Origin of the sequence: Undibacterium umbellatum (assembly GCF_014284125.1) — a bacterium.
GTDB classification, from domain to species: Bacteria; Pseudomonadota; Gammaproteobacteria; order Burkholderiales; family Burkholderiaceae_D; genus Undibacterium; species Undibacterium umbellatum.
The window spans coordinates 261,735-287,665 of the sequence record NZ_JACOFX010000004.1 but is presented as its reverse complement, the minus strand read 5'-3'; the positions used below and the strand labels follow the sequence as shown (position 1 = coordinate 287,665).

Genomic DNA, 25,931 nt, shown 5'->3' with positions numbered 1-25,931 from the left:
ACTAGTAAGGACTGGTCCTGATCATCAACGCCACTTTACGGGTTTCTGCCAATACTTCATTGACAGCCATTTCCAGTGTATAAGTTTTTTCTTCGGCATCACGCTGGGGTTCTGGTGTGCGGAACAAATGGCGGCTGCGCTGATGCACCGCCTTTTCATGTACGTTAAAGGCGAACAGCATTTCTGTATAGTCCATGATCGTGCTCCTTGCTTTGTTATTACTTTTGACGCAAAACTGGCGCTGTGCCTCTTCAGCCAACAGCACCAGTTTTTGTGTCACTTTTACTCGTCATCTACAAAAACGAAATGCTGCTGTTCATAGATCAAGGTCGTCTTTCTGACTGCGGCGATCTGCGCTTGCAGCGTTTCGTCATGCATTCATACTGTCAGGCCGTAGTAACTGTGGATGGAGTCTGCCCATGCCTGGTTGGCCATATCTGGCCAGTTGTCAGAATCAAAACCGGGTGCGTTTTCAAAGCGGGTTTTTTCGATGTTCAACACAAAACGTTTGTTGAGGGTATCGAGCGTCAGCGCTGACCATGGTACGGCAAACAATTTTTCGCCTATGGTCAGGATGCCACCAAAAGCCACTACGGCATAGGCAACACGGCCTGTGCGCATGTCCAGCATGATTTCCTTGATGTCACCCAGATTTTCATCGGCCTGGTTGACGACGTTGTTACCGGTAAGTGTGTTGGCACCCATCAGTTCAGGGCCTGGACCTTGGTGTCCATTGCTGCTGACAGCTGGACCGTTGGGCGTATATGTACTGGACGTAGTATCAATCATTATCTTGTCCTTCTGGGTAAGTGGAGACTTGAGCATGCGCGCTTACACTGTTATGAACAGTTCGATAACGCACATAGCAGCAATTATTTTGACGACGATGCAGGAAAATGGCACCGTCGTGATGTATGCCAGCAGCGCCCCAGATTCTGGGATAGGCAAGATGATCCATTAGTATCATTTCTATATGAATGTGAATTCATATTACCGACCGTCAAAGATTGCTAAATATGGTTTTCCATCCGGCAATTTTCCTCTACCTTCATGAATAGCAGCGCAAAAGTAACGCCGCAAATATGTCGCTTGAAGAAAGTGAAATACATGACAAGTTAAACCTCAGGGTGCTTGTTGTTGAAATAATATTTGTGCGCTGTCATGTATTTTGCTGATTTATTTTTTGGTAAAGATTGATGATCGGAGCAGTGCAATGAAGACGACGCTAAAAACCAGGCTGATGCTCGTGATGGGTATCATGAGTGCGATGATAATACTGGTCGGGCTGGCAGGCCTGTTTGCGATGAATGCCTTGCACCAAGGTCTTAAAACCAGCCATGCAGAGCACACGTTAGTGCTGGATAATATCTACCGCATAGAGAAATTATTATTAAATAGTCGCTATGCTATTCCAGCTTCTTTGGCCGATCCAACAATAGAAGGAATGCAGGCAAGCGCAGAGGAGATCGAGCGCGACAAGCGTGATATGGATCAATTGTGGATGCAATTTGCAACTCATTCCATGTCACCAGAAACCAGAAAAAAAGCAGACGAACTGACAAATTTGCGTATCGGTTTCGACCACGCAGTCAGCTTGCCTCTCATCGAAGCCCTGCGCGATGCTGACACCTCAAGAATCAGAGAAATCAAGCGGCTCGCCGAGCCGCTTCATGGCCCCATCATCAACGCCGTGCAAGGCTTGCGGACCGCGCAGCTGGACCTGGCGAAAAAAGAGTATGCAAGTGCACAAGCCAGATACGACACAGCAAACCAGCTGATACTGGCTATCATCGCCCTGGGCCTGGTACTGGCCGCAGCACTGGCTTACTTCCTTATCCAGGTCATGTATCGCCAGCTTGGTGGTGAGCCAGCTTATGCCGCTCAGATAGCCAGACAAATTGCTGACGGTGATCTCGATGTCAACATCACCGCAGATGTGACTGAGGGGACAAGTTTGTTGGCCTCAATGCAGCAATTGCAGAGGGGTTTGACAAAAACCGTCAAGGACATGCGTCTGGACACTGCCCACATCGCCAGAACATCTGGCCTGCAAGTGAACCATAATGCAATGTTGTCCTCGCGCATTGATCTGCAAGCCAGCTTGCACAGGCAAATAACAACTGCCACCAAAGAACTGGCATCAGCAGTGCGCCACAATAGTGAGAAAGCACGGCAGGCCATGCAAGCGGTCGATGACAGTAGCGAACTTGCCATTAAAAAAATGGAGTCGGCCAGTGGGGCGTTTGAGACAATCACACAAATCCGGCATGCATCGGACAAGATTGCCGACAACATCCACGTGATTGATGAACTGGCCTTCCAGATTGACACCCTGGCGCTCAAGGCCACGATGGAAGACGGCACTGCATCTGATGCAAGCCAGGGTCTTGCGGTGACAGCACCAGAAATACGCCACTTGGCCCAGTGTGTTGCCCTTGCCAGCAAAGAAATAAAAAATCTGCTCAATGAGTCGCAGGAGAAAATGGAGAACGGCAGCAAGCTGATCAGCCAGGGCGGCGCAGGCACTGAACATCTGCTCACTGCCATACAGTATTCCCATACCGTGATGGCAAGTATCAATGCCTCCACCAAAGAACAGGAAGCCAGCATCAGGCAAATCAGGCACGCAGTCAGCGACATGGATTACGCGAACCGCAAAGACGCCATCCTGCTGGGCGTGAGCACGACCACGTCCAGGTTAATGGAGCAGCAGGCAAACCATCTGGCGCAACTTGGTGGCGGCTTCAAACTTGGAACCATGCAGGGACCTCAGGCCAAATTGCAGGTCGTCAATGCGATTGCGGCGGAAGATATGCCACCCAAACGCCCCAACTTGCGTTTGGTGCGTCCGTAGGCGTATAGCAGTCCTCGATAGGATGGAAAACAGCATGTCGTTCGGATTCCCTGCTGGTTCTCCGGGCAGGCATAGAGGAATACACACCAGAGCCAGGGGCAGTTTCGTCGCTTGGGCTGGCCCAATTTGCAAACTGCATACGTCGATTGTTGATACTGCCAACCCTCAGTTCGTTGATTGAGTCACTTCCAGCTTGTAAAAGCCTGCCACAGGATTATCTTCTACCGCCACCGCAGTGATGCTGGCGTTTTCATCACTAAAGTTCACTGTCGGCAGCGTAATACCGTTGATCACAGCCTGTACCGTATAGCCGGGGCCGGTCTGCAAATTGAGTGCGTTAAAGCCACGTCCCTGGGTGATTTCCTGTTCGAACAAACCATGCATTTGCAGGATAAAGCTGACTGGCGGAGTACAGGTCTTGTAGAGCTGCATGAAAGGCGGTTTGCTGCTGCCGGTTTCCACCAGGCGCAAGACATAGGATTTGTTTTCCAGGTCCTGGTCTATCTGCGCGACATAGGCGGCGGTGTCATTCAATTGCATCCTGTCAGAGACGTATTCGGTATTCAGAAAATTCGCCCTGGCGATGATGGTGCCTATCATATCGGTCTGGATTTCCAGCTTGCCATTGCCACTCAGGTGTGTCCAATGCGCAATGACGAGATCGCCTTTGTTGATGGTGAAGAAAGCTTCGTAGCCAGTGTTGTTGACGATGGTGATGGTCATGAAATACTCCAGATGGATTTGGCTTAATTACATGAGCTATTTTACATTGTAAAATGGCCAAGGCAAGCCACGCACTTTAGCTCTTGCTTGCATCTTCAGCCAGTTCTTTAAGAGAGTGACCACAAGCCCTGCACTTTATTGCCTTGGGCTGAGGTACGATAACGCCCAGGAAAAAATATATACCGAGAGCACTGAGCATGCCCGGGTTGGTATTGCTGCTTGAGATATCGCGGCTACCGCAATGCGGGCAAGCATCTGCCTGTTCAGCAGCACCAAACTCGGCATCCGTTGCCGCTTGCAGGGCAGCGGCATAATCCCCCTGCATATACTGCTCAAGCACTTCTTTGGCGCGGTCCTGCGCTGCATAAGGCACACGCAAATCTACGCCACCCAATGCCATAGACCATTGCCAGTTGAGCCAGACTACATGTTCGCTAGCCAGACATGCCGGGATGTCTTCCGATTCCAGCAATCCCCGCAAGATATGGGCATCCCAGGGATTGAGAAAAGTGGCGATGGTGATTAGGTCTTTTGATTGAGTCATGCAGGTGGGCGCAAGAAAAGTTTAGGCCAGTAAAGATGTTGAGAACAAGAAAAATATGGGGGCTCAGATATGCTGACGCAAGTATACACCAGCAACATGAGCAGGAATGATAGTCAGCCTGCGCGACGAGGCCAGGGATAAAATCAATTCAAGCCAGCCCCCTCATGCATGCGCAAGGCCGTACGCATCTGCCTGACTTCTTCCAGTGGGCTGCGGCCAAACAGGCGTTTGAATTCGCGGCTGAATTGTGAGCTGCTTTCATAGCCCACGGTATTCGATGCGGTATAGGCATTCATGCCGGAACGTATCATCAGCAGGCGTGCCTTGTGCAGGCGCATGGCCTTGATGTACTGGACGGGTGTGGTGCTGGTCACCTGCTTGAAGTGCAGATGAAAGGCGGGCAGGCTCATGCCTGATTCACGCGCCAGGCTGTCCACATCGAGCTTGTCGCTGTAGCCTTCATGTATCTTGCGCAGGGCGCGGGTGATCTTCTGGAAATGGCTGCCCTGGCTCAGGGCGGCGCGCATGGCTGCGCCCTGTTCGCCCATGAGGATGCGGAAGTAAATTTCCCGCACAATGGCAGGTGCCAATATCTTTGCCTCCAGCGGCGATGCCAGGGCTTGTAACAGGCGCAGCACGGCCTGGGCCAGGGTATCGTCCACCTGCGTGGCATACATGAAGGCTGCGGCTGCGCTTGTGCCACCGTTCATGCTGGCAGGCTGTGCAATTTGTGCCTCTTCAACTGCTAGCGCCAGTTCTGCCGCCAGGGTCTGCTGTATGCCGACATGGATACCCAGCATGGGTTGCTCGGTGCTGGCCTCGGTATCGGCTTCAAAGGGCATGGGCGCAGAGACCACCAGGTATTGCCGCGCATCATAGATAAACATGGCATCCCCCAGATAGGCCCGCTTGCGCCCCTGCACGATGATGCAGATGCAGGGCTCATACATGACAGGCGTGCGGCTATAGGCATGGTCGCTGCGCATGAAATGCACATAGTCCAGCGCCGAGGCAGTAAAGCCCTCTTGCGGCGTCAGGCTGGCCACCATGTTGGCCAGTTTCTGGTTGATATCGTCCTGGTTTTGCATAAGTGTGAAGAAGAGGAACAGGCATTCATCATAGCAATAATCGCCGCAAATTTGCCGGGCGCAATAGGATTAGGCAAGAATCAGAAAGTTTCCGGCATTTAGTTTGTGGTGCTGTCTGCCTATCATGGCCACATTCCGCAATCAGCGGTCATACTCGAAAGGCAGATCATGAAACAAAAAACCTGGTTAATTACTGGTGCCACCCGCGGCATAGGCGCAGCCATAGCCAGGGCCGCACTGGATGGTGGCGACAAGGTCGTCGTTACTGGCCGCGATATCGGCAAACTGCAAAGCCAGTTTGCCAGCTATGGTGATAAAGTGCTGGCACTGACGCTGGATGTCAATGACGAAGCCCAGGCTCAAGCCGCCGTCAAGGCCGCCTGCGCACAGTTTGGCAGCCTGGATGTGCTGGTCAATAATGCGGGCTATGGTCAACTCGGTCTGTTTGAAGAAATCAGCACCGCAGAAATCCGCCAGCAATTCGACACCAATGTGTATGGCAGCATGAACATGGCACGCGCAGTCTTGCCTGTCATGCGTGAACAAAGGCGCGGGCATATCTTCAACTTGTCATCGATAGGTGGCGTGGCCGGTTTTGAAAGTGCATCTGTCTATTGCGCCAGCAAATTTGCCATCGAAGGATTCTCAGAATCACTGGCGCTTGAAGTGGCACGCTTCGGTATCCATATTACTATCGTTGAACCTGGCTTCTTCAGGACAGATTTTCTTGACCAGACATCGGTACGCTATGGCGACAAGACGATAAGCGATTACGCCAACAGCGGTATCAACAGCCGTGATACCTTCGCCAGCTACAACCACCAGCAAGCTGGTGACCCGGTCAAACTGGGTGCTGCGGTATTGGCCATCAGCAATATGGCAGAACCACCATTGCGCTATGCAGCCGGTTCTGATGCCGTAGAAGTCGTCGCTGCCAGCCTGGAAAAACACCAGCAGGAATTGCAACAATGGCGGGTATTGTCGGTGTCAACTGACGGGGATTTTTGAGTAATTCTGGCCTCACAATAGGGAGCACTGCGCGCACAGTCTTTGACGTATGAAAAACAATGATGGTGCGCACTCCGCATCCAGCAAAGACGCCTCTCTTCCATCTTTGTCAAATATGCAAAATGTGACATACTTGTGCTGTACTATGACAAGTAGTGAAGAGGAGAGGGTGAATGCGGGGTGCTTCGTTTCTGCATGCGTTTGCTGGAAAGTGGTTCAAGGGAATAGCCCTGGCCGCTGGCTTGCTTGCCAGTGGCATGAGCCAGGCTGCTGGGGAGACTGCGGGCGAGATCAACTGGTATGTCTATCCTTTGCCACCGCTGTATATCCCTGAGGGTCCAAACAAGGCTGAGGGCATCCTTGATCTTGCTTTGAAACGCCATCTCATCCCCGCCTTGCCTGCCTACCAGCACAAGCTCATCCACGTGCCGCTCAAGCGTCTGGAGTTGATGCTCAGAGATGAACCCAATGCCTGTGCCCTGGGCCTGTTTAAAAATGCCGAGCGCGAAAAAACCATGGTGTTCTCAACGCCATTCTTTGCCCAGATATCACCCGGTGCCATGATGCCGCGTGCGCAGATTGCGCAATTGCGCCCGTATCTGGGGGCGGGCGACAAACTCAACCTGAGCAGGCTGCTGGAGGACGAGGCCCTGACTGTTGGCGTGCAAAGTGGCCGCAGCTATGGTGCTGCCATTGATGAACTATTGCAGATCTATAAGGATAAGGGCAAGAAAAACATCCTTCTCAACAGCGCCCCCAATGCGGCGAAAAGCCTGTTCCAGATGAATGCCCTGGGTCGCGTTAACCTGATCCTCGGCTATCCCTATGAAGCCAGTTTTTTGAACAGTCGTGACAGTGCAGATTTTGTCGACCTGAAATTCTATCCCCTGCAAGAGCAACCCCCTTTCCTGCTGGGTTATGTTGCATGCGCCAAAAGCCCGTTTGGCGAACAAGCCATAGAACAGATTAATGCCGTCCTTGCCCGCCGCGACTTTCTGGAAACCATCGCTTCTTACTACGAAGGCCGGTTGCCTGAAGATGCTCACCCGCTGGCTAGGCAGGTGTTTGGCATGGCTTTTCCTGTCAAGGCAAAACCGCGCAAATAAGTTTGCATAAATGAGTTAGAAGTTCCAGGTGCTACAATTCCGCACCAGATCACTTCCTGACGACTTAGCTCACATTCGCCATGCAACTCGACCGATTCGACCGCCAGTTACTCAACCTGGTTCAGCAAGATTCCAGCCTGGCGGCTGAGCGCCTTGCCGAACAGGTGGCCTTGTCACCTTCGGCCATACAAAGACGCTTGCGCCGCATGCGCGAGCAGGGTGTCATCATGCGTGATGCCGCGGTGCTTGACCCTGCTCAAATAGGCCGCCCCAATTTCTTCATCGTCTCGCTGGAAGTAGAACGCGAGCGACCAGAGCTGCTGGCACAATTGCGTTCCTGGCTCAATGAGCAAGAACAAATACAGCAAGCCTTCTATGTCACCGGCGAAGTCGATTTTGTCCTCATCGTCACGGCACCTCACATGGAAGCCTTCGAAGCACTGATGTCGCGCCTGCTGCAAGAAAATGCCAACGTCAAACGCTACACCACCAACGTCGCCCTGGGGCTGGTCAAGCGTGGCTTGAGTATTCCTGTGCCGCTGGATGAGGCAGAATAATGTTAATCCATTAGTCCTGGGTTTCACCTGATAAAGGCGTCGCCAGCATCGATGGTCGTGCGATGAAGGCTTCATACCATGCCGTCAATTTTGGTCGTTGATCCCTGAAGCCAGGTAGCTCACGAAACTCCAGCCAGCTCAGCGATGTTGCCACGGCGATATGGCCGACATGCACCGCGCCGCCCACATCCAGTTCCTGCTCCAGCCAGTCATAACTGGCCAGCAGTTTTTGTGTATGGCCATCACGCAATGGCGGATAGCGCAAGGCTTCTGGCCGGCGCGAGGTTTCCCAGCGTACTGCAATGCCAGAGTCTGCCATCCCCTTGGCGACGGCCTGCACCCGCAAGGCATGCCAGCGTGCTTCGCCCTGCAAGGGGATGAGCGGGTGGCCCGTGTGCAGGCTGTCCAGGTACTCGCAAATCACATCAGAATCAAAAACAGGTGGCAAGCCAGGCCGCAACAATACCGGCACTTTGCCCAGCGGGTTTTGTGCATAGACGGCTTCATTGCGGTTGGTCGGGCTGGTTTCATGGTGGATGACTTCCAACTGGCCAGCCAGGCCGGCTTCATGTGCAAATACCAGGGCTTTGCGTGCATAGGGAGAATGGGTTTGATAAAGTAATTGCATGGCGATGTTTTCATGTAGTGAGAGACTGCCCCATGCTAATCCCAGTCTCGCGCGTTTTCGACGCAATGGAGGGCTGTAATCTGCCTGTTTCTGGCAAGTTCTCACCATCTTTGCGGCGTAGATTTTTGGCGAAACGGTAATCTGTGCAGATGAAAACCACATCACTACACCATATACAGGCATCCGACCTGCTGAATGCTTATCAGGCCACAGACTTGCTGGACTTGCCACAAATGGCTGCCGCGGCCAGAGTCCGGCGCGTTCTGGTCAAGGCAGAAAACCAGCGCCCGCTAGGTAATTTCAAGGTACTGGGCGGCATGGTCGCGGCCTTGCGCGCACTGGCCCGCGCCACAGGCAAAGCGACGCTGGAAGAACTCCAAACAGCCACCAGGCTACCCCGACTCATTTGCGCCAGCGATGGTAACCACGGCCTGGCAGTCACAGCCGCAGCCAAACGCGCAGGCACAAAAGCCATCATCTACTTGCCAGAGGGCGTGGCAGCAACCAGGGCAGAGCGCATACAGCATCTGGGTGGTGAAGTCGTCTGGATCAAGGGCAGCTATGATGAAGCGGTCTTGCAAGCCGCAGCCGCCGCCAGTAGCGGCGCAGGCTTGCTGGTGGCAGACACATCGGCAGACCCGCATGACATCGTTGTGCAGGACGTCATGGATGGTTATGGCCTGATCTGTACAGAATTGCAACAGCAATTGCCGACAGAGCTGGCGCAGCGGCCCAGCCACCTTTTCATCCAGGCAGGCGTTGGTGGCCTGGCCGCCGCGATGGCGCAGGGCTTGCGCGGCGGCATGTGCGACCCACGCCGCATCATCGCCGTCGAACCTGCATCAGCCGCCTGTGTCTCCCTGGCCCTGCAAGCAGGCAGCCCGATCAATGTCACTGGTGACCTGGATACTAGCGCCCAGATGCTCTCCTGCGGCCTGGCGTCTGCCCCGGCACTGGCGATTTTGCTGCAACACCAGGCCAGCGCCATCAGCGTCAGCGAAGCGCAATTACAGGCTGCCATCAGCATCATGCAAACCTACGGCGGCCCAGCCAGCACCGCATCCGGCTGTGCTGGCCTGGCGGGTTTACTGCATGTCGCAGCAGACCCTGCATTAAGAGCAGAACATGGGATCGATGGTGATAGTTGCGTGTTGCTGGTAGTGACGGAAGGTGCGCTGTCAGCACTTGAATGATTTGGCATGCTAAGCCATGCCTTCCGGCGAACGGTATCGTTTCAGCATCCCTGAAGACAATACACACTACCGACAGGCAAGCCAGCAATTTATCTTGTCTCAGCTATGCTCCTTGCATATACTGAGGAAACATTATCACATCGGGAGACATCATGAAGCGATTTGCAATGATCTCTCTGGCACTGTTAAGTGCCATGATTTTCCCGAATGCTTATGCTGACAGCCCGGCTGACGCCATAGACATGGTTGAAAAAGGTCTGGCCTACGTCAAGAAAAACAGTGTTGAAGCACTCATCAAAGAAGTGAATAACAAAAACCCTGAATTCGTCAAAGGCGACCTTTACCTCGTCGTGCGTAGCCTCGATGGCACCACCCTGGCGCATCCTATCAATCCCAAATTGATAGGAAAAAACATGATAGTCTTGCCCGATGCTGACGGCAAATTCTTCCGCAAAGAAATTGTCGAAGGCGCAAAAGCCAAGGGCAAAGGCTGGGTTGATTATCGCTACAATAATCCTGTCACCAAACAACTGGAAAACAAATCCACCTACTACGTGCGCAGTGGCGAGTACACCTTGGAAGCGGGGATTTATAAGGGCAATTGAGGTAGCCCGAAATAGGTATCATCCTCGCCAAATATCAAGCCGGAAAATATCAAAACTAATACAGCTAATCGCACCTGTGCGACCTCGCCATCAAACGTTATCCGATGTGAAGATCATTTTAGTCGTGACAACTCGAATTGAATCGATTGCTGTTTCAGATCACACTGAGATTTGCCTGGTATCCCGCGCGCAGCTACAACGGCAGTTGCTTCAGCATTTTGTTTTGCATCGATAAGGCGAATGTTTTTCTTAAAAGGTTCACTGCTTTTTAACTTATCTTTTCCAGCATAGTTTCTCCTGATACGATTTGACTTAAGGTCAAAAGAAAAATTGGAAAAATCAATTTGTAATTTTGCACAGACACTCTCCATGTAGAAAATTGTTGTTGGGTGACTGGTTTGCTCAATGCCATTGCCACCCATCTCGCTAACATGGCGCTGAAAAATTCATAAGAACGTCGTGAAAACCTTACTTCCCCACCCCAGTCAAATCAGCCTGAAAACCCGGCGTACTCCGGGCATCCTGGTCAGCTCCTATGCTGGCAGATGCGGCGCTTTGTTCATTGACGGATGCTGATGCTGGGTTACTTTCCAGTGCCGTATTGATGGTGTCAGCCAGTGGCTTGGGTGATGGTACTTTGGCGAATTGAGGTGGCACGCCGCTGGCCAACAATTGCTTTTGTTCTGCGGGTAGTTGCTGGTAGGCCTCCCACTGTTTGGATTTTTGTGTGGCTTCGAGTTTCTTTGCCTGGGAATAATTCAGGCGGGCGATTTGTTTTTGTTCGGGGCTGAGTTGCGCCCATGATTCCATGCGCTTATGAAAGCGTTTTTGTTCTTCAGGTGCCAGGCTGGCATAGCGGTTGGCAATTTTCAGCCATTTCGCTTTATCCTTTTCATCGAGCTTGTCCCATTGCAATTGCAGGGGCAGCAAGGCTTTTTGCTGTGCAGGATTTAATTGATTCCAGCCAGCTTTGCCAGACGCCGGTGTGTTGCCTGCAAGTTTGGTGCTGGCCTGTGTCAGTTTGATGGGGGCTGCAGTGTGAGTGGTATCGGTAATCGTGACATACAGTAGCCCGGCTAAAGTCGCGATGCCTAGTATTCCAACGATTGCGCTTGTGCTTGCTAATTCTGGGGTCTTGCTGACGGGTTTCATGTAGCCACTCTCACTGAAAGACTGCGTAGACTACATTTTAGTCTTCATTTGCGTTTTCGTCAGTGAAATGACCAAGAAACATCTTGTATCAGGCCCTTGTGCCCACCAGTTCCATGCAGGTATTTAATTTCCAGATGGGCCAATGTCTTTGTTCTTGCGTTGATACTTATCAAATGCATCCACTTCCAGCTGCCATGCACCTGCCTGTTCGCGCAGCCAGGTGGTAAAGGCATGTACTTCGGGCAAGCTGGCGCTATCTTCTCGCAAGATCAGGAGGTTGTCGCGTGGCGTTGGGCAAATGGTGTCGCAGGCCAGGACCAGGCTGCCCGCCTGCAAGCGCCGCCAGGCGATGGAGAGGCGGCCAAGGGCAATGCCCTGGCCAAGCTGGGCTGCTTCGAGCAGCACGTCGGCATCGTTAAAGGCTTGGCCTTGCAGTGTAAAGTCTTCTGGCATGTCTGCGGATGCAAGCCATGCTGCCGGGTCCAGCGACAGGTGTTGCAGCATGGCGCTGGCGGGCCAGGATGTGGGATCGGTGCCCAGCTTCGCTTTGAGTTCTGGAGAAGTCAGGGCCATGAGCCGGTCTGTGAACAGGGTTTCGCAAATCTGGTCTGTGCTTTGGCGGCTGCCGTGGCGTATCGCCACCATGGCCACGCGCGGTGCAGCGCGCACCAGGGCATAGTCGGTATCAATGATCAGGCGGATATGTGGATTGGCAGAACTAAAGCTGCCCAGGCGCGGCAATAGCCATTCTTTGGCGATCGATGCCAGGGTGGCTATGTGCAGGGTTTTCTGGGTGGTGTCGGCTGGCGGGTAAATGGCCTGGTGCAGGGCAGACAAAGGCCCGGCCAGGCGCGTCAGCAGGGCGGTGCCATCGTCCGTCAGGCTCACCTTTGGGCCATGGCGCTTGAACAGAGTGAGGCCGCTCCAGTCTTCCAGCTGGCGTATCTGGCGGCTGATGGCACCGGGCGTCAGGCTCAATTCTTCTGCTGCACGGCTAAAGCTGCCCAGGCGCGAGGCTGCCTCAAAGGCTTGCAGGGTGAACAGGGGCGGCAGTTTGCCATGCATATTGATTTTTCCTCACTCTCATATTGCGAAAGTATCGTTTTTTGTCCTGACATATTACGACAATAATTTCAGCATTGTTCAATCCAGGAAAAAGCAAATGCAAGCAATCATCGTCAATCAGTTCGGCGGGCCAGAGCAGTTACAACTGCAAGAAGTGCCTGCCCCAACTGGCGAAGTCATCGTCAATGCCGCCTGGGCGGGGGTGAATTTTGTGGATATCTACCAGCGCGAAGGCCGTTACCCTGGCGTCAAACTGCCCTGGGCCATGGGTATAGAAGGTACGGGCATCGTTGCCTCGGCCCCGGCAGACAGTAGCTGGCGCGTGGGTGACAGAGTGGCTTACACCATCGGTGTACAGGGCAGTTATGCGAGCCAGGTAGCGGTGCCTGTCGCCCATCTGATGCGCGTGCCGGATGAGGTCAGCCTGCGTGATGCCTGCGCGGCAATCGAGCATGGCCTGACTGCCATCATGCTGGTCGATCAGGTGGCGCGTTTGCCCAGGTCTGGTGCCGTGCTGGTGCATGCCGCGGCTGGTGGGGTTGGCGGCTGGCTGGTGCAAATACTGCTGGCACGTGGCTTGACGGTGTTTGGAACGGCCTCGTCTGCCAGTAAGGCAGACTGGTTGCGCAGTGTTGGCGTACAGCCTGTTCGCTATGATGATGGTAGCAAGTGGCTTGCCCAGGTGCTTGATCAAACCCAGGGGCGTGGCGTGGATGTGGTGTTCGATTCTGTCGGTAAAAGCACATTCACGCAAAGCCTGGAACTAGTCGCCGCTTGTGGCCACGTCATCCTGTTTGGTGCAGCCAGCGGCCAGCCTGATCCTGTCGATGTCTTGCAACTCATGAAGAAGAGCATCACCCTGACGCGCCCGGTCTTGCCGCATTATCTGAACACGGCTGAGGCATTGCAAGAAGCTGCCAGCAAGGTATTTCAATATCTGGCCACAGGCATGGTCAGCTTGCGCATCCATGCAGAATATCCCTTGGCCGATGTAGCCCAAGCCCATATTGCACTGGCAGAGCGCGGCACACAAGGCAAGCTCTTGCTCTCGATTAATCCACAACTTAGCTAAAGAATCATCATGACTAGCATCTCACAAAAACTGCAAGAACTTGGCCACACCCTGCCACCAGTCAAGGCACCGGCAGCCAATTATCTCAGCTACACCCTGCAAGGTAATTTGCTCATCATCGCCGGACAAATCGGCCGCCCCGGTGCGGCCAAGGCTGGCGTGGTCGGCGCTGGCTTGTCGCCGGAAGCCGCAAAACAGGATGCAGAAATTGCCGCCCTCGGTGTGCTGGCCATCATCGATGCCGTCACTGGTGGCGATGTAGAACGCATCGCCCAGGTACAGCGCCTGGGCGTCTTCATTGCTGCAACACCAAACTTTGACAGCCATAGCGCCATCGCCAATGGCGCGTCAGACCTGATGGTAGCCACCCTCGGTGAACGTGGCCGCCATGCACGCACGGCGATAGGGGTATCCAGCCTGCCGACGGGTGCAGCCGTTGAAGTGGATGCGATAGTGCAACTGGTGCCAGCATGATCAGCACTGAACAGCTTGCTCAATTGCGTGCGCAAACTCCGGGTCTGGATAAGGGCCTGCACCTGAACCATGCCGGTGCTTCGCTATTGCCACAGGCTGCCTTGCAAGCCATCCATGAACATCTTGATCTGGAAGCACAGGTCGGCCCCATGGAAGCGGCCTTGCTGGTGGCCGACAAACTGCAAGCATTGCGTGAAGATGCCGCCAGACTCATCAATGCCCGCAGCGATGAAATCGCCCTCATGACCTCAGGCTCCAGCGGCTTTGGCAGTGCATTCGCCGCCATGCCGAGATTGCAGCAGGGCGACCGCATACTGGTAGGCAGACAAGAATGGGGCGGTAACCTGGCAAACTACCAGCGCGCAGCACAGGCAGCCGGTGCCACGGTAGAAACCATCCCCTGTCATGCCGATGGCAGTGTCAATGCCACCGCACTGGCGCAGATGATGGACGGCCGCGTGCGCCTGGTTTCACTAACCTGGCTGCCCGCCAATGGCGGCCTCATCAACGATGCAGTTGCCGTGGGCAAGGTCACTGCCGCAGCAGGCGTGCCTTATCTCATCGATGCCGGGCAAGCCCTGGGCCAAGTACCTGTTGATGTGCAAGCACTGCAATGCGATGTGCTCAAAAGCGCAGGCCGCAAACACTTGCGCGGCCCACGCGGCACGGCCTTGCTGTATGTGAGCAAATCATTTCTCGATAAACTGGAACCTGCCTGGGTCGATGTATCCTCAGCCCCCATAGCAGCAGACGAAGTGCAGTTACGCCAGGGCGCCCGCCGCTTCGAAACCAGTGAAGCCGCCGTGGCCCTGCAACTGGGCCTTGCTGCATCCGTCAAACTCGCACTGACATTGGGCGTGGAAAATCTCGGCAGTGTCAGCGCTGCGCTGGCAAAAGCCTGCCGCGCAAGGCTGGCCAGCATACCCGCCATCAGCCTGCATGACATGGGCGAGGGCGCGCAATCAGGCATCGTCGCTTTCAATTTTCGTGGTCATGATGCGGTGGCACTTAAAAACAAACTGGCGCAAGAGCGCATTTATATCGGTGCCAATGGCGTACCGTACACGCCGCTGGACATGCAGGCACGTGGCCTGCACAGCATTGCGCGGGCATCTTTCTCTTATCTGAATACTCTTGATGATGTGGAAAAGCTGGCGCGGGCGCTGGAAAGCATGGCTTGACTTTGTGTGCTGCGTGCTACCCATCATGCGCAGCATGCAGCACCTGAATTGGCGATGTGAAACATGATGAAATTATGTTTCTTATTCGTTTGAATGGTTGACAAAACAACATCGCTTATGTTTTCATTTGCTTAAGCCCCGGACTTAAGCCAGTGGCTCTCCTGACTGAATTTCTCGCTCGCCATCTTGCGAGAAATCCTCTTAACGACACTCCGGGAAAATAACATGGGACTGTTGGACTTTTTCAAAAGCAAACCTCCTGCACGCACCTCCCTGGAGCAATTGTCTTATAACATTGCTTACCAGATACTGCCCCATTACGTTTTCCGTCAGGCAAAGCAGTTATTTGATATCGTCGAAAGTTCCAGCGAGACTTCGCATTTTCTGTTTTATCACCTGGCCTGCAAATCACTTTCCATCCCCAGCCTGCAAGATGAAGCCGGGCAATATCACTGGCACCAGTTTGATCTTGATGCCAATCATAGCTTGCTGGTACTCGCCTATCCACAGCCGGTGGCGGTGGACCTGACAGGCAAGTCCGTCAAGGAAATAACGCAAAGCGCAGGCACCTGGGTGATAGCACCGCATTTCTCCGGCGTCGTGCGCGACAAACGAAATGAGCACATCCGCTACTATGTGTTAGGCCAGACCTCCATGGGCGGCGGCACTGTCTTGCGCGAGATAGACGACATGGCGACCAACGCCAATCTGGGCGCTGGGCCTGCGCCTGAGCTGGATAGTTTTGTGGTTTTGATGCGGCAGCGTTTGGAAGAGTCTGCGGAATGAATTGAACGCTGGCAATACCAGGTAGGGGCCGTTACTTGTAACGTCATCACTGAATAAGAGCAAAAATATCACTACAGAGATACTGAGATACTGAGACACTGAGATGGTGCAGAGGCTTCAGTGTCGTAGGTACGATTAGCATCGCGCAATCATACATTCGTACGCATGTTGTGCCTGGAAATGGCAGAGATGTTGAGCCTCAATTACTGTTGCCCCTGGCGTCATCGAGCTGCTGGAAAAAGCCAGTAGTCCAAATATGATCTCGGAGTGTTCCGAGTATTTGGTTCGACTACATGACTATCGAGGGCTAACGAGTGATCCCGATTTCACAACTGATCTAAAATACCTCCACTCATTGTGACCATAGCTCTTCTCGGCAAAAACAACTTAATTAACTGTCTATCAATTGAGTAAAATTCAGAGTCGACATTGATTTGACCACTACTATCTTCAAAGCGTGTTGCCTCATTTATTTTGCCATTTTCATTTGTCGATCTAAATTTAGTAAAAAACTCCAAATCCAAATCTTGTCTTGCTGTCGTATTGGCAAATGCAGACTCATAGTCTTTTATAAGAAAACAATTTAAAAGAAAACCAGCTATGCTTTCATGCACCAAATCGTATCTCTCACCTGAGTCATAAGTAAAAATTTTTCCTGACTCGTGCTCAATGCAATACGCCTCACCAACAAAAGTGGAGCCAAAGTAAGTATATCCATTTGGTAGAGCCATATCAGGATGATTTTGGGTATAAACTCTAGCAAATTGCTCGAAGTCAAAATCTCCTCCATAGTTCTTAAAGATTTGCACCCGACCATTCTGCACCTCAAATCCGAACTCCATCAAAAAATTCAAATGATCTTCGCGCAAGAAAATATTTTTCTCGTGTACGAATTGCCAGATTTTTGACTCGGCAACAGGTGTTTTGTCTTTCACATATGGCGTCAACAAATTTACTAGTTTATTTAACGTGTTCATCTCAAAAGCACTGAATGGTTTTCCCCCGCTGGGTTTGAAATGTATGAATATCGAGCCTGAAACAGCTCTTATTCATTCAGCCTCAATTGATTCGGCAATAGAGCCAGGGTTGCAATAGTTCTTCCTGCACTATCGCAAAATTCAACTTCATATGCTTCACTTGGCTGTATGTAAATGTCAATTACAGTACCTTTCGTCCCCACAAGTAGACCTTCATCAGATAAATTCTCGTTCAAAAAAACAACTTCGAAAAGTGCAAAACTCATTATAAATTTCCCCATTTACAAACGAAATCGTAGTCATTTTTAAGACTGTTCATCCTGGCTCTAATATCCATCCAGCGATTAAGGGCGATTAGCAGTCAGTAATCGCTCCTATGGTTGGCGAATGTCTGTAATTTGTAGGATGCCCCGCAGCTCGCGTAGGTACGATTAGCATCGCGTAATCGTACGCATGTCGTACCTGTAAATAGCAGCAATGCTGAGCTGCTACTTGTTGCATGCGAACGATTACGCTGAGCTATATCGTACCTACAAAGTGCATCATTCTATTATTCTACTACCTGCATCCAGCGTTTCTCCTGCACGCTGCGTTCCTTAAAATACTTGCGTGGATTGCCGCACATGAAGCAGCTGCATCTTGTTGCCGTATTCAGCACCGAGCCTAATTCGGCCAGGGTGAGTCTTTTTGGCCAGCGATAGAAATAGTATTGACGTTTCTTTTTAAGCCGCGCAGCATGATGCCTGCGTAGGGCGCGAGAGAGATCTTTCATCATTGTTCCTCATCAATCCTGGCGGCCCGATTGCCGCTTTATGGATCAGTAGGAACTGTCTGTAATGATGGTTCATGATGTGTACTCTTTTACCTGTGTCGATATTGCGTAGTTGAGGATGCAATTGTTTTTTGCAAGAGCATATCTGGCGAAAGCAATCTGCATGATGCGCCGCAGTCGACTGGCGGCGCTGTGCTCAGCTATTCAATACTATTTAGAAAAATACTGTATGTCAGCAATTTTTCTGAGTTCATCATAGTTAACGACCACCACACCGGCATGCATGCCGATGGCGAATTCCTCATCATGCATGGTGATATTGGCTGGTACAGAGTACCACGGCGCATTGTGAACTATGATGCTCAAACTAACTTCATCCTTGTAAAATCTGATTACTTCCAATTCATTTCTTGTCAGCACATATACGCGGTCTTGCGTTGTAGCGACATCGACGGGTGCGCCTGTCAACAGGGTGATTAGCACCAGCTCAGGTTTGCCGCTACTCTCATCAATGCGGTAGAGACGGCCACTGTCGCTAAGGTGATGCGCAAGTCCGGCAAGTACAAAAATTTGCTGGTTCAGTTTGAAGAAACCCTTGATGTTTTCTTTAATGACAGTGAAGGATTTTCCCTGTTTATCGGTAGCGATCAGTTTGCCACCAAACTCGCCATTGTCGCGTGCTTCATAGTGATATCGCTTGCTGTCGATATAGAAGCTGAGGCCATTTGGCGTACGTTGACCCTGATTGACAACGAGCTGCCCTTTATCACTTTTGACGCCATAAAAGGGAAGATGAATGCGATCCAGCTTTATGCCGCCTGGTTTTTCCCGTGTTTGCTGGCTAAAGCCCATGGCTTGCAATTGTCCGGCGAAGTCAGTGGCCTGTGCCAGGTTGGATGCAAGTAAGGTGAGTATGAATGCGATTATTTTCATATTTCCAACGCTTCCAGCGCCGTCCTCACATCTTCCAGCAAATCATCCACGTGTTCCACCCCCACATGCAGGCGCAGCAGCCAGCCGGTTTTGGGGGCGCGCTGTGGTGCCACGGCGATGAGGCTGTGCACGCCGCCCCAGCTATTGCCCAGAGTGAATAGCTTCAGCGCCGCGACAAATTTTTCTATGTTGGACAGCTCATTTTGTTTGAGCGTAAAAGACAGCAGGCCATTGCCCAGCTTGAAATCACGTTTCCACAAATGATGATAAGCATCGCCTGGCAGCGGCGGATAATGTAGCTGGTCTATCGCCGCATGGCTTTGCAAAAATTCTGCCATGCGCAATGCGGATGCGTATTGTCTTTCCATGCGCAAGGCTAGTGTTGGCAAGCCTCGCAGGGCCAGGAAGCATTCATCGGGGGCGACGTAATAGCCCAGCAATTCTGCAGTCCTGCGCAGTTCGTGATGGCTGGCTTCATCGCGGGTACTGACTGCGCCCATCAGTAAATCAGAATGGCCACCTACGTATTTCGTTAGGGCCTGTATGCTGAAATCCACGCCCGAGTCCAGCGCCCTGAAACCCAGCGCGGTGGCCCAGGTATTGTCGATGGCGACCTTGATCTGGCGCGCATGGGCGGCAGCCACGATGGCGGGTATGTCTTGCATTTCCATGCTGTTGGAGGCAGGGCTTTCTGTCCAGACCAGCTTGGTCGTATCTTCAAAAAAATCGGCAATATCTGCACCGACATCATTGGGGTAGATGGTATGGCGCACGCCCCACTTGGCAAACAGGGTTTGCGTGACTGTCAGGGTGGGGCCATAGATGGTGTCTGGCAGCAGCACATGGTCACCTGCACCCAGCAGCATGCTGTTGACCAGCACGATGGCCGCCAGGCCGCTGGGCACCAACGCGGTGTAACCGCCGCCTTCCAGTTCGGACAGCTTATGTGCCAGCGCATAATGGGTAGGCGTGCCGTTTTGCCCATAGCTATAACCGGTATGCGCCTGTTCCTGCCTGTGCAGGAAGGAAGCGACATCGGGGAAGACGATGGTCGATGCATGGAACACGCCTTGCGACAATGAGGCAAAGCCTTCGGGTATATCGCTGGCAGGCTGTGCCAGTTGGCTGCTGATATGAGTCATGGTTTTATCTCAGTCTCAAAATGGCAATTGCGCCGCCGGGATGACATTGATCTGGCCCATCTCGCTCCACACCCAGTTATGGTGGTTGCTGATGGTAGGCGCATCCAGGTGTGGGCGCTGGCGCGTGGTGTGGGCATCGGCCACTACATTGGTCTTGATGCCCAGGGCTGCGGCCTGGCGTATCGCGCTGTCCAGGCAAAATTCACTGGCATAACCGCAAACATAGATTTCATCGATGCCACGCTCTGCCAGCCCGGCCTGGAAACCGGTTTGCTGGAAGGCGCTGCTATGCTGCTTGTGGCAGATATAGTCGTCAGCTTGCGGCGCAATCTCCATGGGGAAATGCCAGGTCTCGCTGTCTTTTTCCCATACCGTGCCTGCTTCATTATGCTGTACGTAGACGACCGCCATGCCCGCCTTGCGCGCCCTGGTGATGAGGTCGCTGATGCGGGCCAGCACCAGTTCAGCCTGATAGGCGGGCGGCTCGGTGAAGACGGCTTTCTGGAAGTCGATAATGAGCAGGGCAGATGACATGAGGGAAGTCTCCAAAAAATGAGCTTAGTCAGGTGAGGGTGGCTGGGGCCGGGTCCATCGTGGTCTTGGTGGCCAGTTGCAATAAATCTGGCGGCAGGCTCCAGTTTTGTTTGATGAGCTGCACAGCAGCCTGGCTGTCACCAGCACGCAAAGCCTCGATGATGGCCGCATGTTCTGCAACTGATTGCGGTGCCATGCGCTGGTCACCAAAATGCGCCAGTTCTATGCGGCGTATGCGCGGGCGCAGGCTGGCCAGCATCTTTTCTATTTCCAGATTCATGCTGACACGAACGATGATGGCATGGAATTCCGCATCCAGCGCCGTGGCAAGCTGGTGGTCTTGCGCCGCAATCGCCGCTGCCAATGCGTCATTGCTCGCAGCCAGCTCCTGCAAATCGGCAGGCGTCAAATGTGGCAAGGCGAGTTCCAGCGCGGCGGCTTCCAATGCGGCGACGACTGGATAAAGCTGGGCAATATCGGCCAGGTTGGACGGTGCGACCTTGGTCCATTTATGAAAACTGGTGACGACCAGACCCTCATCCTCCAGTTGCCGCAAGGCTTCACGCACGGGCGTGCGCGACACCCCCAGCTGCGTCGCCAGCTCCTGGTCACGCAGTATCTCGCCAGGGGCGAGCTGCAATTCTATGATCCATTGCTTTAGATTGCGGTACACCTCTTCTCGGGCAAGAGAGCGGGTTAAGGGGGCTGTGCTGGCTGGGATGGGCATGCTGGTTTTTGGCTGTGAATGACTGCTAATGCGTTGTTCTGGTAAAAGTACTGAAGAGCAATATGTAATATATTACAGGAAATAATATTTGTCTTTCATAAAAATATGTTGTTTATGTGAAATGACAAGTGCTTTAATGATAACTTGTTGCTATGTTCATATTCACGCTTGGGTGAGGGAAGTAAGCACGCGTCTTCTTGCCGCAATCGCTCATCAACATTTTTGAGAGACATCAATGAAAAAAATACTTTTTCTGCTGCTCGCATTCCATTCTGTTTTATGCCCGGCACAAGAAATCTGCGTAGCAAGCAAGATGAATGCAGAACTTGAACAAGTGCTGGAGCGTGATCAGGGTTTGCGTACTGCGCATATGCTGGCTGGCTATGATCAACAATTTGCGCCCGGTCCTGAAAATAAAGCCAAAGTAGAAAAAATCCTGCAAGACATACTTGTGGCAGATGCAAAAAATCGCGCCATCGTCCACGATATTTTCAACACCTGTGGCTGGCCTGATGCAAAACAACTGAGCTACAAGGCCAACTCTGCCATGTTCCTGACTATCCAGCACAGCAGCAAGGAAGACAGAATCGAATATTTTCCTTACTTTGAAAAGCTATATGAGAATAATCAGCTGCACAGTTTTCGCTATGTCATGATGCTGGACCGCATGCGTTTTGATCAGGGCTTGGGTCAGCTGTATGGGACTCATTTTGTTCCTGGAAAAGACGGCGTAGAATTATATGGGGAGGTTCATGAACCAGAAAAGCTTAATGAAAGACGCGAGAAAATAGGTATGCTGCGCATTAAGGTGTTTGATGAAAAATATCCGCCGCAGGTAAATAAGCTTGTTGCTGTGGATAAAAACAGATAGGTACTTCAATATGTCGCTACACAATTGCCGGATGTGCTGTGCGTATCAGAAAATAATCGAGGATTACGGATGACAAATTTTGATGTATTGTTTGAGATGGTGGTCTCGCTCTGGCCAGCAAGCATTGATGTAAGCAGTAAAAAATTTCATGATAACGGTGGCGTAACCATACCTGAGCTGAGTACACTGCATGATAGAGTATATGAGGATATCTACGCTATTAAAGACAACGAGCGGTTGCTTAAAATGGATTGGGCGATTTTTACGGTACTGCATGGTAGTGCTAAAACCCAGGATAAGATTTTTCCACGGAATATAGACTTGGAAAAATTGCACGAAGTGTTTGATGCGTGTCTCGCACCAGAATTTCGAAATTGACGTCGCAATTTAAACCTCTTGCGACGCATGAAATAAGCATAAATTTAAGGGTATAAACGTCGTGTCGATTTCTGGCGATTATCCTTACACTCGTCATGCCGGACTAGATCCGGCATCCAGCGTCGTCCAACCGTGACTGTAAATTTCCTGGCGGTCTATGCGCTTGCTGATTTGTGATCAACGGATTACTGCACATGTGCACGACCAACGCCGCTGGATGCCAGATCAAGTCTGGCATGACGTTTTGGGATTGGTCGCTTAGAATGAGTGGTGCGTTCTTTTTAGACGATGCAGAAAAGCCAATCGCAGGCGACGAAGCGAACTTTAAACCTCAAATCCACACATCCATCGCACTGGTACGCTCACCACCTTCAGCGCCGGTGTTGACGACACCGCGCGGTTCTATCAGCAAGAGTTTGACTTCATCGACCGCACTGGGTTTGTGTTCTACGCCTTTCGGTACGACAAACATTTCACCTGCTGATATCAACACATGGCCATCGCGAAAATCGATGCGTAATTGTCCTTCGAGGACGATGAAACTCTCGTCTGTGTCTGCATGATCATGCCAGATGAAATCACCTTGCAGCCGGGCGACTTTGAACTGGTAGTCGTTCATTTCGGCGATGACTTTTTGTGACCACTGTTCGCTGAACAGGCTGAATTTGCTGTTGAAGTTGATGCTTTGATAGGTCTTGCTGCTCATGGCTGGTATCCCTGGCTATGTTTGAAAAGCCCCAGCATACGCAAGCCCCATCTGCAATTCTTGTACGTTTGTGCGTCAGTTCTTAACGACGCGTCACCTTGCCATGCATGTTCAGCCAGCGCAGCGGTGTCAGGCCAAAGGTTTTGACGAAGTGTTTGCTCATATGGCTTTGGTCGCTAAAGCCAGCCGCCAGTGCAGCATGCACCAGCGTGTACCCTTGCATCAGCAGGCTCTTGACCAGGTCCAGGCGGCGCATGGTCAGGTAGCGGTAGGGGCTGGTGCCGAACAGCAGGCGAAAGTCGCGTGACAGGCTCCAGCGGTCGCGGCCACTGTGTTCTGCCAGTTCTTCCAGAGTGATATTGTTGGTCAGCGCGCTGTGCATGTATTCGCGTGCCCGTTCCGCCGCGCGATAATCAAAATACTGTTTGCTGGCGGCATCGACGATGTGTTTGTCAGAGCAGGCGTGCAAGGCCTGGGCCAAGTCGAACAGGGCATCCTGTTCTTCCATAGCGTCCATGGGGCTGTCCATGCGCTGTATCAGGGCCTGGGTGGCGGCAAACAGGCGCGGGTCTGTCGAGAGGCCATGCCTGATAAACGGTAAGGCCTGGCCGCCCAGTATCTGCTGTATCAGGGCAGGTTCGACATAGATCATGCGGTAATGAAAACCTGCCCCTGTGCCCGCCTGCCCATCATGGGCCTCGTCAGGATGCAGCACCATGGTGCCACCAGGCAGGCTATGCCGCTCACTACCGCGATAGAGAAAACTCTGTACGCCGGACAGGGTGGTGCCGATGGCATAGGTATCATGCCTGTGCATGGCGTAGGCATTGCCAGCAAAAAAGGCTTCTATGCGTTCCAGCCTGGCAGAGCCAGGTGCGTGAAGTATCCAGTCGCTGCGGTGTTTGTTCATGACGATATGGTCCCTCTCAGGCATCTTATGCTAGCATCAATACAAGCCTGCCGCCCAATCGTCGCCAAATACGTGGCAGGCGCAGAAAGCAAATAGTCATTCATAGAGAATGTCTCGGATTTCTGGCATACAAGGTAATTGGAATAGTCCATCATATGTTGAGAATCAATCAAAAAATCACGAAAGCTATGGGTCTTTGCGTGGGTGCTTTGCTGCTCAGTGCCTGTGGCCGATATTATGACGTGGTTGACGACAGTGCCATCAAAGTCATCCGTCGCAAGGAATATGCGACGCAGCCTACGTTTTTTCAAGTCAGCCAGGAAGACCGGGTTGCCTATTCCATTTCCGCAGACAGCTACATCCGGCAAGTGAGTATTCATGTCAGCACAGATCATGTCTTTGAAAAACGAGGCCCTGAGTATACTTTTGCCGTGCTATGTCAGTCAGCCATGGTACATAATCATGGCAAGATTTACCGCCCAGTCCATATAAACGCAAACACATGCGATACCATCGACACAATCACGCGGGAGGCGGAGGGATTTAGTGGCAGTACACGCAGCAATCTGTTCATCAGCTTCCATCTTGATACCCCTCTCGGTAGTGATTTTCAGGTCACCCTGCCAGCCTTCATGGCGCTGGAGTCGCGCAATAATGTGCCATCCGTGAATGAATTTTCCGGCCCCGCTCAAACGAGGATCACAATAGGTACAAGGTGGATAAAACCTGAACCCTTTACCGGCATACATTAACAAACCTGGCGCGGCCCTGCATCGACAACATCGGCAAGCCATGATTGCTACGATACTTTAGTTGAGGCTTACATGAGACCATATCATTTCCTCTGCCCGCTTTCAGTGTTTGTCCTGGCCGCCAGTCTGGCACTGCCTGTACAAGCTGCTGCCCCGGTATGGCAGCGCTTGCACCTGCCTGTGCCTGAGCAACAGGCAGGTTATGACTTCCCTGTGTATGCCAATCATGTCCTGAAAGGGGACTTGCGCCAGATACGTGAAGTCATCATCGTCCAGCATGGCATACAGCGCAATGGGAATGATTATTATGCAGCGGCGATGGCCTTGTTGCAGGCATCTGGCCGTTCGCAGGATGAGGTGCTGGTGCTGGCGCCTAATTTTCCTGGCAAGCCCGATGTTGACAAGGGCTTTGAGCAAATGCCGGTCTGGTCTGTGCAAGGATGGACGGGGGGTGACGCCGCTTTGCCTGGCACCGGGACGCTGGCTGGTCTCAGTTCCCTGCAGGTGCTGGATGATATCGCTCAGTTCCTTGCCGATAAATCGCGTCTGCCGCTGCTAAAGAAAATCACTTTCGCCGGACATTCTGGTGGCGGGCAATTGGTGCATCGTTATGCAGTGTTGAACCATGTCGATGAAAGCTTGCGGGCCAGAGGGCTGGACGTGCAGTATGTGGTGGCGAACCCGTCTTCCTATTTACACTTCACGCCTGACAGGCTACAGCGTACCGGTCAATTTGCGCCCTATGATAAAACCATCTGCCCGGCCTATGATGACTATCGTTATGGCATGCAAAATATGGTCGCCTATGCCAGGGGCATGGCGGGCAAGGATTTATCCCAGCGCCATCTGCAAAGGCAGGTGACTTATCTGGTCGGCAGCCTTGATACCGACCCCAATCACCGCGTACTAGACAAGTCTTGTGCAGCAGAGGCCCAGGGTGCCACACGTTTCGAACGCGCCCATGCTTACTGGGCCTATGAGCAATACCTGAGCGGACAAAGCCAGGCAGGCAAAGTTTCAGACAAAGCATCAGGCAAATTCGTGCATCATTATTTTGATGTGCAGGGGGTGGGGCATGACCAGAGCAAGATGTTTGGTTCTCAATGTGGGGTGAGGCTGTTGTTTGGCGACCAGGCGACTATCGGCAAGCAAGCGGCGCAATGCAAATCTGTGCAACCATAAAAAAATGCCCT

The 25,931-nt window shown here is 52.3% G+C and carries 33 protein-coding genes; 15 read left to right on the top strand and 18 right to left on the bottom strand.

Features of this window, described 5'->3' with window-relative positions:
• Window position 1: 1 nt before the first annotated feature.
• Both H8L47_RS11425 and H8L47_RS11420 read right to left on the bottom strand, forming a co-directional pair.
• On the bottom strand, window positions 2-196 hold the full coding sequence (locus H8L47_RS11425) for a hypothetical protein (RefSeq protein ID WP_186953707.1): 195 nt from the start codon (window positions 194-196) through the stop codon (window positions 2-4).
• A gap of 182 nt (window positions 197-378) precedes the next feature.
• Entirely contained in the window at window positions 379-789 is a 411-nt protein-coding gene (locus H8L47_RS11420) for a PRC-barrel domain-containing protein (RefSeq protein ID WP_186953706.1), read from the bottom strand.
• A 34-nt stretch (window positions 790-823) separates the two neighbouring features.
• Between H8L47_RS11420 and H8L47_RS11415 the strand changes: the two genes are divergently transcribed.
• Both H8L47_RS11415 and H8L47_RS11410 read left to right on the top strand, forming a co-directional pair.
• Window positions 824-961, top strand: coding sequence for a hypothetical protein (locus H8L47_RS11415; protein WP_186953705.1), 138 nt, complete (start codon window positions 824-826; stop codon window positions 959-961).
• A gap of 252 nt (window positions 962-1,213) precedes the next feature.
• Window positions 1,214-2,854: a methyl-accepting chemotaxis protein gene (locus tag H8L47_RS11410; protein ID WP_186953704.1), complete on the top strand. Its 1,641-nt coding sequence runs from the start codon at window positions 1,214-1,216 to the stop codon at window positions 2,852-2,854.
• Window positions 2,855-3,019: 165 nt separating this feature from the next.
• On the opposite strand, the gene H8L47_RS11405 is transcribed toward H8L47_RS11410, so the two are convergent.
• The 3 genes from H8L47_RS11405 to H8L47_RS11395 all read right to left on the bottom strand — a co-directional run bounded on the left by H8L47_RS11405 (window position 3,020) and on the right by H8L47_RS11395 (window position 5,209).
• Window positions 3,020-3,577: a hypothetical protein gene (locus H8L47_RS11405; RefSeq protein WP_186953703.1), complete on the bottom strand. Its 558-nt coding sequence runs from the start codon at window positions 3,575-3,577 to the stop codon at window positions 3,020-3,022.
• A 76-nt stretch (window positions 3,578-3,653) separates the two neighbouring features.
• Window positions 3,654-4,121, bottom strand: coding sequence for a putative signal transducing protein (locus H8L47_RS11400; RefSeq protein WP_186953702.1), 468 nt, complete (start codon window positions 4,119-4,121; stop codon window positions 3,654-3,656).
• 143 nt (window positions 4,122-4,264) lie between these two features.
• A complete protein-coding gene (locus H8L47_RS11395; protein ID WP_186953701.1) occupies window positions 4,265-5,209 on the bottom strand; it encodes an AraC family transcriptional regulator in 945 nt (314 codons plus the stop codon).
• A gap of 168 nt (window positions 5,210-5,377) precedes the next feature.
• Between H8L47_RS11395 and H8L47_RS11390 the strand changes: the two genes are divergently transcribed.
• The 3 genes from H8L47_RS11390 (at window position 5,378) to H8L47_RS11380 (ending at window position 7,880) form a co-directional block, all read left to right on the top strand.
• Window positions 5,378-6,217: an oxidoreductase gene (locus tag H8L47_RS11390; protein ID WP_186953700.1), complete on the top strand. Its 840-nt coding sequence runs from the start codon at window positions 5,378-5,380 to the stop codon at window positions 6,215-6,217.
• Window positions 6,218-6,390: 173 nt separating this feature from the next.
• On the top strand, window positions 6,391-7,323 hold the full coding sequence (locus H8L47_RS11385) for a TIGR02285 family protein (RefSeq protein ID WP_186953699.1): 933 nt from the start codon (window positions 6,391-6,393) through the stop codon (window positions 7,321-7,323).
• An 80-nt stretch (window positions 7,324-7,403) separates the two neighbouring features.
• Window positions 7,404-7,880 (top strand): Lrp/AsnC family transcriptional regulator, encoded by a 477-nt coding sequence (locus H8L47_RS11380; protein ID WP_186953698.1) that lies wholly within the window; start codon window positions 7,404-7,406, stop codon window positions 7,878-7,880.
• Window positions 7,881-7,890: 10 nt separating this feature from the next.
• On the opposite strand, the gene H8L47_RS11375 is transcribed toward H8L47_RS11380, so the two are convergent.
• On the bottom strand, window positions 7,891-8,508 hold the full coding sequence (locus H8L47_RS11375; RefSeq protein ID WP_186953697.1) for a glutathione S-transferase family protein: 618 nt from the start codon (window positions 8,506-8,508) through the stop codon (window positions 7,891-7,893).
• 149 nt (window positions 8,509-8,657) lie between these two features.
• Here H8L47_RS11375 and H8L47_RS11370 point away from each other — a divergent pair, with 149 nt between their 5' ends.
• Together H8L47_RS11370 and H8L47_RS11365 are read left to right on the top strand one after the other, a co-directional pair.
• The gene (locus tag H8L47_RS11370; RefSeq protein WP_186953696.1) at window positions 8,658-9,701 is read left to right on the top strand and encodes a pyridoxal-phosphate dependent enzyme; all 1,044 of its coding nucleotides are present in this window, start codon (window positions 8,658-8,660) and stop codon (window positions 9,699-9,701) included.
• Window positions 9,702-9,853: 152 nt separating this feature from the next.
• Complete coding sequence (locus H8L47_RS11365) at window positions 9,854-10,306, top strand: cache domain-containing protein (protein ID WP_230413689.1); 453 nt, start codon at window positions 9,854-9,856, stop codon at window positions 10,304-10,306.
• A gap of 113 nt (window positions 10,307-10,419) precedes the next feature.
• On the opposite strand, the gene H8L47_RS11360 is transcribed toward H8L47_RS11365, so the two are convergent.
• From H8L47_RS11360 to H8L47_RS11350, 3 genes are all read right to left on the bottom strand, one after another.
• Complete coding sequence (locus tag H8L47_RS11360) at window positions 10,420-10,728, bottom strand: hypothetical protein (protein ID WP_186953695.1); 309 nt, start codon at window positions 10,726-10,728, stop codon at window positions 10,420-10,422.
• A gap of 46 nt (window positions 10,729-10,774) precedes the next feature.
• A complete protein-coding gene (locus H8L47_RS11355; protein WP_186953694.1) occupies window positions 10,775-11,458 on the bottom strand; it encodes a DUF3106 domain-containing protein in 684 nt (227 codons plus the stop codon).
• 123 nt (window positions 11,459-11,581) lie between these two features.
• The gene (locus H8L47_RS11350; protein ID WP_186953693.1) at window positions 11,582-12,523 is read right to left on the bottom strand and encodes a LysR family transcriptional regulator; all 942 of its coding nucleotides are present in this window, start codon (window positions 12,521-12,523) and stop codon (window positions 11,582-11,584) included.
• A gap of 97 nt (window positions 12,524-12,620) precedes the next feature.
• Between H8L47_RS11350 and H8L47_RS11345 the strand changes: the two genes are divergently transcribed.
• The 4 genes from H8L47_RS11345 to H8L47_RS11330 all read left to right on the top strand — a co-directional run bounded on the left by H8L47_RS11345 (window position 12,621) and on the right by H8L47_RS11330 (window position 16,036).
• Entirely contained in the window at window positions 12,621-13,595 is a 975-nt protein-coding gene (locus tag H8L47_RS11345; protein ID WP_186953692.1) for a quinone oxidoreductase family protein, read from the top strand.
• Between the two features lie 6 nt (window positions 13,596-13,601).
• Window positions 13,602-14,069: a RidA family protein gene (locus tag H8L47_RS11340; RefSeq protein ID WP_186953770.1), complete on the top strand. Its 468-nt coding sequence runs from the start codon at window positions 13,602-13,604 to the stop codon at window positions 14,067-14,069.
• The gene (locus H8L47_RS11335) at window positions 14,066-15,250 is read left to right on the top strand and encodes an aminotransferase class V-fold PLP-dependent enzyme (RefSeq protein ID WP_186953691.1); all 1,185 of its coding nucleotides are present in this window, start codon (window positions 14,066-14,068) and stop codon (window positions 15,248-15,250) included. Before H8L47_RS11340 ends, H8L47_RS11335 begins: the two co-directional genes overlap by 4 nt.
• A 225-nt stretch (window positions 15,251-15,475) precedes the next feature.
• Window positions 15,476-16,036 (top strand): hypothetical protein, encoded by a 561-nt coding sequence (locus H8L47_RS11330; RefSeq protein WP_186953690.1) that lies wholly within the window; start codon window positions 15,476-15,478, stop codon window positions 16,034-16,036.
• Window positions 16,037-16,362: 326 nt separating this feature from the next.
• Here H8L47_RS11330 and H8L47_RS11325 read toward each other — a convergent pair whose 3' ends face one another.
• The 7 genes from H8L47_RS11325 to H8L47_RS11295 form a co-directional block, all read right to left on the bottom strand.
• The gene (locus H8L47_RS11325; protein ID WP_186953689.1) at window positions 16,363-16,971 is read right to left on the bottom strand and encodes a hypothetical protein; all 609 of its coding nucleotides are present in this window, start codon (window positions 16,969-16,971) and stop codon (window positions 16,363-16,365) included.
• A 110-nt stretch (window positions 16,972-17,081) separates the two neighbouring features.
• Window positions 17,082-17,279 carry a DUF4926 domain-containing protein gene (locus tag H8L47_RS11320; RefSeq protein WP_186953688.1) on the bottom strand — a complete coding sequence of 66 codons (198 nt, stop codon included), beginning with the start codon at window positions 17,277-17,279 and terminating at the stop codon, window positions 17,082-17,084.
• 284 nt (window positions 17,280-17,563) lie between these two features.
• Window positions 17,564-17,788: a hypothetical protein gene (locus H8L47_RS11315; protein ID WP_186953687.1), complete on the bottom strand. Its 225-nt coding sequence runs from the start codon at window positions 17,786-17,788 to the stop codon at window positions 17,564-17,566.
• Between the two features lie 207 nt (window positions 17,789-17,995).
• Entirely contained in the window at window positions 17,996-18,718 is a 723-nt protein-coding gene (locus H8L47_RS11310; protein WP_186953686.1) for a hypothetical protein, read from the bottom strand.
• Complete coding sequence (locus H8L47_RS11305; RefSeq protein ID WP_186953685.1) at window positions 18,715-19,860, bottom strand: trans-sulfuration enzyme family protein; 1,146 nt, start codon at window positions 19,858-19,860, stop codon at window positions 18,715-18,717. The genes H8L47_RS11310 and H8L47_RS11305 overlap by 4 nt, the downstream gene beginning before the upstream one ends.
• Before the next feature lie 15 nt (window positions 19,861-19,875).
• Window positions 19,876-20,394, bottom strand: coding sequence for an isochorismatase family protein (locus H8L47_RS11300; RefSeq protein ID WP_186953684.1), 519 nt, complete (start codon window positions 20,392-20,394; stop codon window positions 19,876-19,878).
• 28 nt (window positions 20,395-20,422) lie between these two features.
• Window positions 20,423-21,121, bottom strand: coding sequence for a GntR family transcriptional regulator (locus H8L47_RS11295; protein WP_186953683.1), 699 nt, complete (start codon window positions 21,119-21,121; stop codon window positions 20,423-20,425).
• 235 nt (window positions 21,122-21,356) lie between these two features.
• On the opposite strand from H8L47_RS11295, the gene H8L47_RS11290 reads away from it, so the two are divergent.
• Both H8L47_RS11290 and H8L47_RS11285 read left to right on the top strand, forming a co-directional pair.
• On the top strand, window positions 21,357-21,992 hold the full coding sequence (locus H8L47_RS11290) for a DUF6624 domain-containing protein (RefSeq protein ID WP_186953682.1): 636 nt from the start codon (window positions 21,357-21,359) through the stop codon (window positions 21,990-21,992).
• A 69-nt stretch (window positions 21,993-22,061) separates the two neighbouring features.
• Window positions 22,062-22,370: a hypothetical protein gene (locus H8L47_RS11285; RefSeq protein WP_186953681.1), complete on the top strand. Its 309-nt coding sequence runs from the start codon at window positions 22,062-22,064 to the stop codon at window positions 22,368-22,370.
• A 331-nt stretch (window positions 22,371-22,701) separates the two neighbouring features.
• Here the strand turns inward: H8L47_RS11285 and H8L47_RS11280 are convergent, their stop codons facing one another.
• A complete protein-coding gene (locus H8L47_RS11280) occupies window positions 22,702-23,076 on the bottom strand; it encodes a cupin domain-containing protein (protein WP_186953680.1) in 375 nt (124 codons plus the stop codon).
• 82 nt (window positions 23,077-23,158) lie between these two features.
• Entirely contained in the window at window positions 23,159-23,986 is an 828-nt protein-coding gene (locus tag H8L47_RS11275) for an AraC family transcriptional regulator (RefSeq protein ID WP_186953679.1), read from the bottom strand.
• A 155-nt stretch (window positions 23,987-24,141) separates the two neighbouring features.
• Between H8L47_RS11275 and H8L47_RS11270 the strand changes: the two genes are divergently transcribed.
• Together H8L47_RS11270 and H8L47_RS11265 are read left to right on the top strand one after the other, a co-directional pair.
• Window positions 24,142-24,738, top strand: coding sequence for a hypothetical protein (locus H8L47_RS11270; RefSeq protein WP_186953678.1), 597 nt, complete (start codon window positions 24,142-24,144; stop codon window positions 24,736-24,738).
• Window positions 24,739-24,810: 72 nt separating this feature from the next.
• The gene (locus H8L47_RS11265; protein ID WP_186953677.1) at window positions 24,811-25,920 is read left to right on the top strand and encodes a hypothetical protein; all 1,110 of its coding nucleotides are present in this window, start codon (window positions 24,811-24,813) and stop codon (window positions 25,918-25,920) included.
• The last annotated feature ends 11 nt before the right edge of the window (window positions 25,921-25,931 follow it).

Excerpts from the sequence above, each read along its gene's own strand:
- H8L47_RS11320 (WP_186953688.1), bottom strand. The coding sequence starts at position 17,279 with ATGAGTTTTGCACTTTTCGAAGTTGTTTTTTTGAACGAGAATTTATCT.
- H8L47_RS11420 (WP_186953706.1), bottom strand. The coding sequence starts at position 789 with ATGATTGATACTACGTCCAGTACATATACGCCCAACGGTCCAGCTGTC.
- H8L47_RS11385 (WP_186953699.1), top strand. The coding sequence starts at position 6,391 with ATGCGGGGTGCTTCGTTTCTGCATGCGTTTGCTGGAAAGTGGTTCAAG.
- H8L47_RS11315 (WP_186953687.1), bottom strand. The coding sequence starts at position 17,788 with ATGATGAAAGATCTCTCTCGCGCCCTACGCAGGCATCATGCTGCGCGG.
- H8L47_RS11400 (WP_186953702.1), bottom strand. The coding sequence starts at position 4,121 with ATGACTCAATCAAAAGACCTAATCACCATCGCCACTTTTCTCAATCCC.
- H8L47_RS11425 (WP_186953707.1), bottom strand. The coding sequence starts at position 196 with ATGGACTATACAGAAATGCTGTTCGCCTTTAACGTACATGAAAAGGCG.
- H8L47_RS11295 (WP_186953683.1), bottom strand. The coding sequence starts at position 21,121 with ATGCCCATCCCAGCCAGCACAGCCCCCTTAACCCGCTCTCTTGCCCGA.
- H8L47_RS11305 (WP_186953685.1), bottom strand. The coding sequence starts at position 19,860 with ATGACTCATATCAGCAGCCAACTGGCACAGCCTGCCAGCGATATACCC.
- H8L47_RS11380 (WP_186953698.1), top strand. The coding sequence starts at position 7,404 with ATGCAACTCGACCGATTCGACCGCCAGTTACTCAACCTGGTTCAGCAA.
- H8L47_RS11275 (WP_186953679.1), bottom strand. The coding sequence starts at position 23,986 with ATGAACAAACACCGCAGCGACTGGATACTTCACGCACCTGGCTCTGCC.
- H8L47_RS11390 (WP_186953700.1), top strand. The coding sequence starts at position 5,378 with ATGAAACAAAAAACCTGGTTAATTACTGGTGCCACCCGCGGCATAGGC.
- H8L47_RS11310 (WP_186953686.1), bottom strand. The coding sequence starts at position 18,718 with ATGAAAATAATCGCATTCATACTCACCTTACTTGCATCCAACCTGGCA.
- H8L47_RS11265 (WP_186953677.1), top strand. The coding sequence starts at position 24,811 with ATGAGACCATATCATTTCCTCTGCCCGCTTTCAGTGTTTGTCCTGGCC.
- H8L47_RS11290 (WP_186953682.1), top strand. The coding sequence starts at position 21,357 with ATGAAAAAAATACTTTTTCTGCTGCTCGCATTCCATTCTGTTTTATGC.
- H8L47_RS11280 (WP_186953680.1), bottom strand. The coding sequence starts at position 23,076 with ATGAGCAGCAAGACCTATCAAAGCATCAACTTCAACAGCAAATTCAGC.
- H8L47_RS11370 (WP_186953696.1), top strand. The coding sequence starts at position 8,658 with ATGAAAACCACATCACTACACCATATACAGGCATCCGACCTGCTGAAT.
- H8L47_RS11395 (WP_186953701.1), bottom strand. The coding sequence starts at position 5,209 with ATGCAAAACCAGGACGATATCAACCAGAAACTGGCCAACATGGTGGCC.
- H8L47_RS11360 (WP_186953695.1), bottom strand. The coding sequence starts at position 10,728 with ATGGGTGGCAATGGCATTGAGCAAACCAGTCACCCAACAACAATTTTC.
- H8L47_RS11300 (WP_186953684.1), bottom strand. The coding sequence starts at position 20,394 with ATGTCATCTGCCCTGCTCATTATCGACTTCCAGAAAGCCGTCTTCACC.
- H8L47_RS11345 (WP_186953692.1), top strand. The coding sequence starts at position 12,621 with ATGCAAGCAATCATCGTCAATCAGTTCGGCGGGCCAGAGCAGTTACAA.
- H8L47_RS11415 (WP_186953705.1), top strand. The coding sequence starts at position 824 with ATGCGCGCTTACACTGTTATGAACAGTTCGATAACGCACATAGCAGCA.
- H8L47_RS11285 (WP_186953681.1), top strand. The coding sequence starts at position 22,062 with ATGACAAATTTTGATGTATTGTTTGAGATGGTGGTCTCGCTCTGGCCA.
- H8L47_RS11405 (WP_186953703.1), bottom strand. The coding sequence starts at position 3,577 with ATGACCATCACCATCGTCAACAACACTGGCTACGAAGCTTTCTTCACC.
- H8L47_RS11330 (WP_186953690.1), top strand. The coding sequence starts at position 15,476 with ATGGGACTGTTGGACTTTTTCAAAAGCAAACCTCCTGCACGCACCTCC.
- H8L47_RS11365 (WP_230413689.1), top strand. The coding sequence starts at position 9,854 with ATGAAGCGATTTGCAATGATCTCTCTGGCACTGTTAAGTGCCATGATT.
- H8L47_RS11375 (WP_186953697.1), bottom strand. The coding sequence starts at position 8,508 with ATGCAATTACTTTATCAAACCCATTCTCCCTATGCACGCAAAGCCCTG.
- H8L47_RS11335 (WP_186953691.1), top strand. The coding sequence starts at position 14,066 with ATGATCAGCACTGAACAGCTTGCTCAATTGCGTGCGCAAACTCCGGGT.
- H8L47_RS11410 (WP_186953704.1), top strand. The coding sequence starts at position 1,214 with ATGAAGACGACGCTAAAAACCAGGCTGATGCTCGTGATGGGTATCATG.
- H8L47_RS11355 (WP_186953694.1), bottom strand. The coding sequence starts at position 11,458 with ATGAAACCCGTCAGCAAGACCCCAGAATTAGCAAGCACAAGCGCAATC.
- H8L47_RS11350 (WP_186953693.1), bottom strand. The coding sequence starts at position 12,523 with ATGCATGGCAAACTGCCGCCCCTGTTCACCCTGCAAGCCTTTGAGGCA.
- H8L47_RS11270 (WP_186953678.1), top strand. The coding sequence starts at position 24,142 with ATGTTGAGAATCAATCAAAAAATCACGAAAGCTATGGGTCTTTGCGTG.